A 5,153-nucleotide genomic window follows, 5' to 3' on the forward strand; every position below is an offset into this window, starting at 1 on the left:
CCGTCGCGCGGCGGGTCCCCGGCGAGCCTACCGCCGGGAGCCCGCCGCCCGGTTCTTGTCCACGATGGCCGCGATGATGAGCAGGAAGGCGAGCAGCCGGATCACGTACAGGTAGATGTGGGCGCTCGGCGTGTCCGCCAGGAGCGTGAGCATCGTGCGCTGCACCGCGAGGAGCGTGAACGCCAGCCCGAAGATCAGGAACAGCCGGTCCGCAGTGTCCTTCCAGAACCGGAAGAAGAAGACCCCGGGGAGGAGGTAGCCCATCACGATGGCGCCCGAAAGCAGCTCTCTCATCGGGTCTCCCACACCAGCCCGTAGATCAGCAGCAGCAGCCCGGCGAGGGCGGGCAGCGAGCGCCAGACGGAGAGGTCCAGGTCCGGCACGACGCTCAGGTCCACGAAGAGCAGGACGTTGTTGACGGCCAGCCCCACGAAGCAAAGCCCCGCCCACAGGAGGAGCCTGGCCCCGGAAGAGTGGAACCCGCGAAGGAGGAGCACCGCGCAGGCGACGCTCGTGAGCCCGCAGAGGGCGTAGACGATCGAAGCCATCAGCTCCCCTTCCCCCGGAGCCGGAAGGCGTCCGCGAAGCTCTGCACCGGGTCCGGAGGCCGGGAAAAGATCAGCTTGATGACGCCGACCCGGTCGGCCCGGTACGCGGCCGCGAGCACCTCCACCTGTCGGCGGAGCTGCTCGGTGCCGGGCGCGTAGCGGTAGTGCGGGTCCGCCCCGCCGGTGGAGGTGACGAACCCGGCCGCGACGAGCCCCTCCAGCCGCATGGTGGCGGAGGCGGGCACGGTGTAGATCGCCTGGCTGACGTCCAGCGCGGTCCACGTCTTCTCCGGGTCGCGCTGCAGGAGGAGCAGGATCTCGAGCTGCTCGGCCGAGTCGATGTGCTCGGCGATGAAGTGTGCGACCTCCGGGGACACCGCTCCGGGCTTCAACGCGTCCCTCCTGTGCGGACGCGCCCCCGGCGCGGGGGACTCCCGGCGGCGGTCGGGTACGGCCGGTGCGGTGAAGTGGGAAGGCGGCGACGCGGAGCGCGCCCGCGTACGGGTGTGGTCTGCATAGTGGAGCGGGGCTCTTGCACAACCCGGGCCAGCCGACGCCGGCCCGGGATAAAAAAGGCGGCCCCCGGGTCCGGGAGCCGCCCCCAACTTTTCACGCGAGCGCCTCAGGCGCAACCGCAGCCCCCCGGGCGGAGCCCCGCCTCCTCCAGCGCCGCCTCTTCCGCCGTGGGAGGGCGCCACCCGCCGGACAGGTCCAGCATCCGGGTCAGCGACGCCTCCGCGCGGCTCCGCACCTCCTCGTCCAGCACGATCTCGTGCTCCAGGTGGTCGAGCGACCACGCCAGCTTGGCGAGGGTGTTCATCTTCATGTTCCCGCAGATGGCCGCGCCCGAGAGCGGCACGAGGGTCTTCTCGGGGAAGCGCTGCTTGAGGCGGTCGATCAGCCCGCGCTCGGTGCCGATGATCAGCTCATCGTGCTGCTCGGCGATGTCCACCATCTTCGAGGTGGAGGTGACGTAGTCCGCCTCCGCGAGCAGGTCGGCGCGCGCCTCGGGGTGGATCACCACGAGCGCCCGCGGGTGCTTCGCCCGGGCGGCGGCCAGCTCGTCGAGCACCAGGTCGTCGTGCACGTAGCAGTAGCCGTCCCAGGCGACGATCGAGCCGGGCTCCGGCTCGCCGACCTCCTGCCCGGCCACGACGTACGGGCGCCCGGACTTCTCCGCAGTGTAGCGGGCCAGGTTGCGGTCCGGGACGAAGAGGATCGTCCGGTCGCGCGGGATGGAGTCCACCACCTGCACCGCGTTGGCCGAGGTGCAGCAGATGTCCGACTCCGCCTTGACCTCCGCGGTGGAGTTGACGTACGCCACCACGGCCGCGCCCGGGTAGCGGGCCTTGAGGCGCCGGAGCGACTCGCCGGTGACGAAGTCCGCCATGGGGCACCCGGCGCGCAGGTCCGGCATCAGCACGGTCTTGTCCGGCGAGAGGATCTTGGCCGTCTCCGCCATGAAGTGCACGCCGCAGAAGACGATCACCTCCGCGTCCGTCCTCGCCGCCTCCTGCGAGAGCCCCAGCGAGTCGCCCAGGTAGTCGCTGACCTCCTGGATCTCCACCCGCTGGTAGTTGTGGCCCAGGATCACGGCGTTGAGCTCCTCCTTGCGCCGCAGGATCCTGTCCCTCAGCTCCTCGCGCGACAGCCGGGCGTACTCGAGCGGAGTCCGCAGAGCGTCGGAGACCTGGATCAATGCTCACCTCATTGTCGCGGGAAGCAGGCGCCCCGTGCGCCTCGCCACAAGCCCGGAAATATAACGATTTCGCCACGTTCGCGCAAACGTCCGGCCCCGGCGGACAGATCGCGTAAAGCAAAGGGCCCGCGGTAGTTACTCGCGAGCCCACCCGTCCACGACCGCCCAGGGCTACTCCCGGGCGATCCGCAGGGTGGCGAGGTACGTCTCCGGGGGCGAGCCCCCGCTCCGCGGCTTCGGATCCAAATCGAGAAGCTGGACGCGGTACACGCCGTAGGTGGCGGCGTCCTTCCCCGGCGTGGTGCGCAGCGTGACCTCGGCGGGGGCGCGGGCGGGCTCCGCCAGCGTCAGCACCACCACGGCCTCGCCGGCCGTCACGCACACCACGTCGGTGGGGCAGCGCGAATCCGACGGCACGCCGCTGACGCCCACGGTGAGCCGCCCGCCGTCCACCACGACCTGCTCCCCATCCCGCACGCCGACCTCACGGTCCAGCGGATCGGTCTGCGTCACCACGGCGCACCCCGCCGTGAGCGCGACCAGAGCCAGCGACAACGCTTTCATGACCGTCTCCCTTTCCGAACCGTCCCGGTGCCGGACGCCCCGCCCCCCTGGCGGGCCCGGCGGCTCCAGGATGCAGCGAGGGGCCCCGGGATCACCGGGGCCCCTGCGCACGGGACGAGCGGAGCTGCTGCCGCGTCACACGGTGAAGGAGCTGCCGCAGCCGCACCCGCCGCTGGAGTTCGGGTTGTTGAAGGTGAACCCGGACCCCTGGAAGGTGGAGACGTAGTCGATCTCCGTGCCGGCCAGGTACTGCATGCTGAACGGGTCCACGAAGAGCCGCAGCCCGCCCGTCTCCAGCACCAGGTCGTCCTCGGCCGGCTCGTCCTCGATGTTGAGCCCGTACTGGAAGCCGGAGCAGCCGCCGGGGAGCACGCCGACCCGGAGCCCCGCCTGCTCGGACGCGCCCTGCTCGTCCATGTATCTGCGCACCTCCGACACCGCGATGGGGGTGACGTTGATCGGAGAGGTTGCCGTAGTGTTCTCAGTCTGCATGGGACCCTCTACGGTGAAGTTTGAATCCGGGGAATCCCCGTAACTACATGGCATGCCGCACGTTCCGGGCCGAAGGACCGGTGGCGACGCTTCAGTGATGAAATATAGGCGTGCCGCCGCGGCGGGTCAATTCGTTTCCCCCCTGCCGAGCACGAGCTCCACCGCTTCGCGCAGCCCCTCCACCACGGTCACGCTCGGGGGCGCCTGCTCCGCCTCCGCGTGCTCCGCCCCGCCACGCACCAGGATCGCGCGCCCCCCCAGCCGCTCCGCGGGCGCAACGTCGCGCAGCCGGTCGCCCACGTACCACGAGCGCCCCGGGTCTAGGCGGTGCTCGTCCGCCGCGCGCAGGAAGAGCCCCACCTCCGGCTTGCGGCAGCCGCAGGGGGGCACGTGGTCGGGCGCATGCGGGCAGTGGTACACCGCGTCCACCCGCGCTCCCCCCTCCGCCAGCAGCTCCTCCGTGCGCGCCTGCACGGCACGGAAGTCCGCCTCGGTGAAGTACCCCCGCCCGATCCCTGACTGGTTGGTGACGACGACCACCGGGATCCCCGCGCGGTTCAGCCGCGCGATGCCCTCCGCCGCGCCGGGAAGGAGCCGCACCCCCGCCGGGTCGGCGAGGTAGCTCGCGTCGTGGATGATGGTCCCGTCGCGGTCGAGGAAGACAGCAGGAGTCAAGGAGTGCGTGAGTGCGAAGTGCGAGGTGCGGCCCCCACCCGGCTCGCTTTAGGCTCGCAACATTTGCCCCCTATATCCCCCAATTCTGGGGGAGGGCTTCCTGTCAGGTCGGCATCGGGGCGAGTCGGCGGCGGCCCCCTCCCCCAGCCCCTCCCCCGCAAGCGAGGGAGGGGAGAACGGCAGTGGTTGTTCACCACGGTCGCGGAGGGGGTGGCAGGGAGGTGGCGGGGTGGTCGGAGGAAACGCCTTGTGTCCGAGCGCAGCGAGTTTGGCGTTTCCGGAGACCATCCCGCCTCCGACCGCCCGAGCGACACAGCCACCGTCAAGGCAGTTCAGCCGGCCGTGATGTTGAAACCGGCGTCCACGTACATGACCTCGCCGGTCATCCCGGTGGAGAGGTCCGAGGCGAGGAAGAGCGCGGCGTTGCCGACCTCGTCCACCTCGATGGCGCGCTTCATGGGCGCCCGCTCGGCGGTGATCTTGAGCAGGTCCCGGAAGTGCGCCACGCCGCGCGCGGCCAGGGTGTTCACCGCGCCCGCGGATACCGCGTTGATGCGGATCCCCTTCGCGCCGAGGTCCACGGCCAGGTAGCGCACGCTCGCCTCCAGCGACGCCTTGGCGACGCCCATGACGTTGTAGCCGGGGACCGCCTTCTCCGAGCCGTAGTACGTCATGGTGACGACGCTTCCCCCGGCTTCCATCATGGGCTCGGCGGCACGCACCAGCCCCACCAGCGAGTAGGCGCTGATCTCGTGCGCGGCAAGGAAGTCCTCGCGCTTCGTCTGGATGAACGGGTTCGCCATCGCGTCCTTCGGCGCGAAGGCCACCGAGTGGAGGAGGAAGTCCAGGCGCCCCCACTTCTCCTTCAGCTCGCTGAAGAGCCGGTCGATCTGCGCGTCCTCGCGGACGTCCAGGTCGTACAGCGGCACCTCGCCGAGCGACGAGGTGGTCTTCACCACCCGGTCGCGCATGGTCTCCCCCTGGTAGGTGAAGGCCAGCTCCATCCCGGCGCCGTGCAGAGCCTTCGCGCAGGCCCAGGCGATGGAGTTCTGGTTCGCGACGCCCACGATGACGCCGCGTTTGCCCGCGAGGAGACCGGAGAGGGCGCTGGCTTCGGACATGGCTCTGTATGGTTGAGGTCGGAGGATGGTCGGTTCGGTGGCGCCGCGCCCTCA

Annotated in this window: 8 protein-coding genes; all 8 read right to left on the minus strand. The window is 70.5% G+C overall.

Features of this window, described 5'->3' with window-relative positions; genetic code table 11:
* Window positions 1–27: 27 nt before the first annotated feature.
* Window positions 28–294, minus strand: coding sequence for a DUF5985 family protein (locus VGR37_09895; GenBank protein HEV2147701.1), 267 nt, complete (start codon window positions 292–294; stop codon window positions 28–30).
* Complete coding sequence (locus tag VGR37_09900; protein HEV2147702.1) at window positions 291–548, minus strand: DUF5985 family protein; 258 nt, start codon at window positions 546–548, stop codon at window positions 291–293. The genes VGR37_09895 and VGR37_09900 overlap by 4 nt, the downstream gene beginning before the upstream one ends.
* Window positions 548–940 carry a hypothetical protein gene (locus VGR37_09905; protein HEV2147703.1) on the minus strand — a complete coding sequence of 131 codons (393 nt, stop codon included), beginning with the start codon at window positions 938–940 and terminating at the stop codon, window positions 548–550. Before VGR37_09905 ends, VGR37_09900 begins: the two co-directional genes overlap by 1 nt.
* A gap of 230 nt (window positions 941–1,170) precedes the next feature.
* Window positions 1,171–2,247 (minus strand): quinolinate synthase NadA, encoded by a 1,077-nt coding sequence (gene nadA, locus VGR37_09910; protein HEV2147704.1) that lies wholly within the window; start codon window positions 2,245–2,247, stop codon window positions 1,171–1,173.
* 171 nt (window positions 2,248–2,418) lie between these two features.
* On the minus strand, window positions 2,419–2,811 hold the full coding sequence (locus tag VGR37_09915; protein HEV2147705.1) for a hypothetical protein: 393 nt from the start codon (window positions 2,809–2,811) through the stop codon (window positions 2,419–2,421).
* A gap of 135 nt (window positions 2,812–2,946) precedes the next feature.
* Entirely contained in the window at window positions 2,947–3,303 is a 357-nt protein-coding gene (erpA, locus tag VGR37_09920; GenBank protein ID HEV2147706.1) for an iron-sulfur cluster insertion protein ErpA, read from the minus strand.
* 126 nt (window positions 3,304–3,429) lie between these two features.
* The gene (locus tag VGR37_09925; GenBank protein ID HEV2147707.1) at window positions 3,430–3,978 is read right to left on the minus strand and encodes an HAD family hydrolase; all 549 of its coding nucleotides are present in this window, start codon (window positions 3,976–3,978) and stop codon (window positions 3,430–3,432) included.
* Window positions 3,979–4,310: 332 nt separating this feature from the next.
* Window positions 4,311–5,099, minus strand: coding sequence for an enoyl-ACP reductase (locus VGR37_09930; GenBank protein ID HEV2147708.1), 789 nt, complete (start codon window positions 5,097–5,099; stop codon window positions 4,311–4,313).
* Between the last annotated feature and the right edge of the window lie 54 nt (window positions 5,100–5,153).

The organism is Longimicrobiaceae bacterium (assembly GCA_035936415.1).
Lineage (GTDB): Bacteria > Gemmatimonadota > Gemmatimonadetes > Longimicrobiales > Longimicrobiaceae > JAFAYN01.

Excerpts from the sequence above, each read along its gene's own strand:
- VGR37_09895 (HEV2147701.1), bottom strand. The coding sequence starts at position 294 with ATGAGAGAGCTGCTTTCGGGCGCCATCGTGATGGGCTACCTCCTCCCC.
- VGR37_09900 (HEV2147702.1), bottom strand. The coding sequence starts at position 548 with ATGGCTTCGATCGTCTACGCCCTCTGCGGGCTCACGAGCGTCGCCTGC.
- VGR37_09915 (HEV2147705.1), bottom strand. The coding sequence starts at position 2,811 with ATGAAAGCGTTGTCGCTGGCTCTGGTCGCGCTCACGGCGGGGTGCGCC.
- erpA (HEV2147706.1), bottom strand. The coding sequence starts at position 3,303 with ATGCAGACTGAGAACACTACGGCAACCTCTCCGATCAACGTCACCCCC.
- VGR37_09930 (HEV2147708.1), bottom strand. The coding sequence starts at position 5,099 with ATGTCCGAAGCCAGCGCCCTCTCCGGTCTCCTCGCGGGCAAACGCGGC.